Source organism: Pseudomonas aegrilactucae, assembly GCF_019168305.1.
Classification (GTDB): Bacteria; Pseudomonadota; Gammaproteobacteria; order Pseudomonadales; family Pseudomonadaceae; genus Aquipseudomonas; species Aquipseudomonas aegrilactucae.
This window is the reverse complement of the sequence record NZ_JAHTBI010000017.1, coordinates 1-3,823: the sequence shown is the minus strand read 5'-3', so window position 1 is coordinate 3,823 and position 3,823 is coordinate 1. Positions and strand designations below refer to the sequence as shown.

Below are 3,823 nucleotides of genomic sequence, written 5' to 3'. Positions count from 1 at the left end.
GATCCATCTCGGGCGAGGAAGCGTTCGCGGCGTGTCTGCTTGCGCTTGCCGGCATATTCGAAGTCGGAAAAGCTCATCTGGCTCATGGGTGGCTCGGATCAGGAGGTCAGGCGTAGTTTCAGCACATTTGGGGATTGATCGGAGAATCCCTAACAGAGCACTGCGCACCCTATATGAATTTAGTACATATAACTCTTCGACCACTGAATGCCGCCTTACCAAAGCCAACCATCATTAGCCCATGCCATCCATTCTTGCAGTTCGCTATTCATGCTATTCAAACCGACTCTACTTCTTTTTAATTTTAGCACTGGAGACTGACTTAAGCTTTACCTCTACCGTTTCAGCAAGCTCTATTACTTTAGCGATTGCTTTCTTATTATCGACACGCTCGGAGACCGGAAGCTTATGATAGTCATAGGCATCACTCGCACTAAAATAGCCAGCCAAGTGAGCATTCACCCTAAATATAAGATGCAGCGTCCTCCAACAAATTGATTTTTCAAACTCATCGCCACCATTCAGCTCCCCCTTCCAAACCTTGGTTCCGCCAACCCATAAATACGGAACAAATTCAAACACAATCTCACTATAAGCAGACGCCGACCTATCATAATCTCTATCATGGGCAAATATTCGCCACCTCGGCACTTCTGAAAAATAAAACGAGCATAACACTGGCCTAAATAAACGCTCACTCATATCAACTTCATCTTTGCCGACCGGGAAATTTAAGTAGAACTTCTTGAAAACCTCAATTAATGCTCCAACATTCCCCGGGACGTCCTCGATGTATCTAGCAACGACAACGCCCACCTCATTCTCCGGGCTCATAGCCGGAATATAAAACAGGTCTCCCGGCCTGATGTTTTTATCAATTTTCCTCATAACACCCCTATATTTCGCAAATGACAGCATTACTTTTTGCCTTCTCATACTCAGCCAAATGAGACAAGCCTCGTTCATCTGTACGAGCTTTATCAATTGGTTGAATCACATTTCCTGGAAATCCTTTCTTAGTATCGTAGGCTTCAACATAGTACTGCTCCTTACCTTTCGCCTGAGTATATGTCAAATCGCTTTCAATCACTCGCAGCTCACCGCTCCCCAATCTAGTTGTTTGTTTATGCTGCTGCTCGCGAACTTCTTTTTTCTGAACTGTGTGCCCCACATAGAAAGGTTTCTTTTCCCCTGGATTATAGAGCCCATAAACAGCGTAGCCAGGAGCATCTAGAGGCGTTGGCGTCAGCCCCAGTGTATCCACCCAGTAAATCGGATTCGGCGTATACGCGAACAGGTTCAACCCACCTGCATAACCAATCGGATCCTGCCCGATAAACCGCCCAACCTCCGGATCATAGTACCGATACCGGTTGTAGTGCAGCCCCGTCTCATGGTCGTGATACTGCCCCTGAAAACGAATCGGGTTGTTCAACCCCACCTGCTTCGCCCAGCCCGAACGCTCTTGTTTAACCTCACCCCATGCCTTGTACTGCGCCGACCACGCCACCTCACCGTTGTGGTCGGTCAGCTCCATCGGCGTGCCCAGGTGGTCGCACTGGTACCAGGCAATTGCATCCAACGGCGGTGGCTTTTTCGCTTCCTGCCACAGCGGATCCTGGTCGATATCGTAGCTGCGCCCGCTCCAGTCCGGCTGCTTGTGCAGGCGTATCGGGGCGTTGCGCAGGGCCTGTGCCACGGGCACGAAGCTGCCCGGCTCGTACAGGTAGTGCACCGTTTTTCCGGTATCACCCTCATCCTGCGCAGGAGAGCTTTCCCAGGCGAGGGTGTCGCCATCCCAACCGAACAGGGTGAAACCGCAGTTCAGTTCCCGCTGCCGCTTGGCCCGCTCCAACTCGTTCCAACCGGTCCCCGCCTGAGGCTTGTTCCAGTAATGCGCGGTCGAGTGCTTGTGCAATCGCCGCCCGAGCGCGTCGTAGCTGTACTCGACCTTCAGCTTGTCGTCGCTGTACGCCTGCAAGCGGTCGAACAGATCCCAGGTGAACGTGGCATGCACACCGTTGTGCAACCGATGGCTCAGGTTGCCCCGCTCGTCATAGGTGTAATGCGTGCCCGCGTACTCACGCAGCAGGTTGTCCATCAGCCGATTGCGCTTGGGCGTGCGCTCCAGCGGCCGGGTCGGTTCGTGGTGCTTGTCGTCCAGCAGGTTACCGGCCGGGTCGAAAGCGAAGGTCTCCACGCCCAGCCGGCTGGTGGCCTGCAACAGGCGGCCGATCGGGTCGTACTGATACGCCAACTGGCCGCGACGGGTATCGTTAATATCGGTCAGTTGGCCAACCACGTCGTACTGGTACTCACGCTTGAGCAGCGTCGACTTGCCGTCCTGGCTGCCCAGCAATTGTTCCTGCAAGCGCCCCGCCGGGTCCCATGACTGGCTCTGGCTCAGCCTGTTGCCCTGATGCCGCATCACCTCGCGGTGCAGATCGTCGCGCTCATAGGCCAGCAGTTCATGCTGGTCGAAGGTCATGCCCAGCAGATGGCCGCTGCCGTAGGTCAGCCAACTGACCTTGTGCCCATCCGGGCGGATAGTCGAGGTGCGGTGGTTGAGGGCGTCGTACTCATGCTGCCACACCGCGACCATCGGGGTGCCGGTGGCCAGGTAGTGCTGGTGCTCGCGGGTAAGGTTGCCGGCCTCGTCATGGAACCACTGCAGCTTGCTCGCCGCGTTGATGGCCTGGATCAGCTTGCCGTTGCCGTCGTAGGCAAAGGTTTCCTCCTCGCGCTGATCGCCCTGGCTGGCCACGCGGGAGGTGAGGCGCCCGACGGGGTCAAAGACAACGTCGATACGTCGTTGCCCGACGTGCGTACTAGCGAGGCGGCCCGTGTTCGCGTCGTACTGGTAGCGCGTGATCAAGCCGTCGAAACCGGATTCTTCCAGCAACCGCCCGACCGGGTCGTAGCGGAAGTTGGCGTGGCTTTCGTTTTCGTTTTCCAGGCCCGTGAGGCGACCCAGTTTGTCCCAGCGGTAACGCAGGGTGTTCTCGGCGGCGTCGACCCGTTCGGCAAGCAACCCGGCAGCCGAGTAGGTCCAGGTGGTGCAACGGTCGAGGGCATCGACGTGCGCCAACAAGCGACTTTCGGCATCGCGCTCGAAACGCTCTTCGGTCTTGTCGGGGTGAGTGACCTTGGCGAGCTGACCGGCTTTGTAGTCGTAGCTCGTCTTGTTACCCGTGGCATCGGTGAACTGCACCAGTTGCCCGGCATCGTCATACGCCCACTTGCTGGTCTTGCCCGAGCAGTCGGTGTACTCGACCAGTTGCCCGGCATCGTTGTACGCAAGCGCTTTCTCGTTGCCGTTAGCGTCCTTGATCGCCTTGACCAGGCCGGACGGCGTGTAGGCAAACTCGGTCTTGTTGCCCAGCGGGTCGACCGTTTCGCTGAGGTTGCCCTTGAGGTCGTAGTCCCGAGTCCACAGGCCCGCCTCAGCATCGCGGATCTTGATCAGATGGCGACGGTCGTCATAGGCGAAGTGCACCTGGCTATGGTCGGCACGGATATGCCGCACCACACTGCCCTGCTCGTCGTAGTCGTAACGATCTTCGCTGCCATCCGGATGAACGTGACGCAGAAGATTCTTGCGCTCATCACGGAACAGCCACTCCGAACGTTCGTCGGGGTGACGGATGCGGTACAGGTGGCCAAGGATGTCGTAGTAGTACCAGGTCTCCTGCCCGTGGGCGTCGGTGACATAGGTCAGGCGGATGTTCTTGTCCCACTCCAGACGGATCTCGTAACTGCCGTCGTCGGCCCATTCGCGGATGGCCTTGGCATCGAACGCACTGCCATCCCACTCCAGGTTCAT

2 protein-coding genes are annotated in these 3,823 nt (G+C 56.6%); both read right to left on the bottom strand.

Annotated elements, in window-relative coordinates; all coding sequences use genetic code 11:
- Positions 1–288: 288 nt before the first annotated feature.
- Positions 289–918, bottom strand: a complete 630-nt coding sequence (locus tag KUO17_RS06515) for a hypothetical protein (RefSeq protein ID WP_217974398.1) — start codon at positions 916–918, stop codon at positions 289–291.
- A partial coding sequence (locus KUO17_RS06510; protein WP_217974396.1) for an RHS repeat domain-containing protein occupies positions 896–3,823 on the bottom strand: 2,928 nt, incomplete at its 5' end. The genes KUO17_RS06510 and KUO17_RS06515, both read right to left, overlap by 23 nt.

Bases quoted from the DNA above. Each gene is read 5' to 3' on its own strand.
- KUO17_RS06515 (WP_217974398.1), bottom strand. From the start codon at position 918: ATGCTGTCATTTGCGAAATATAGGGGTGTTATGAGGAAAATTGATAAA.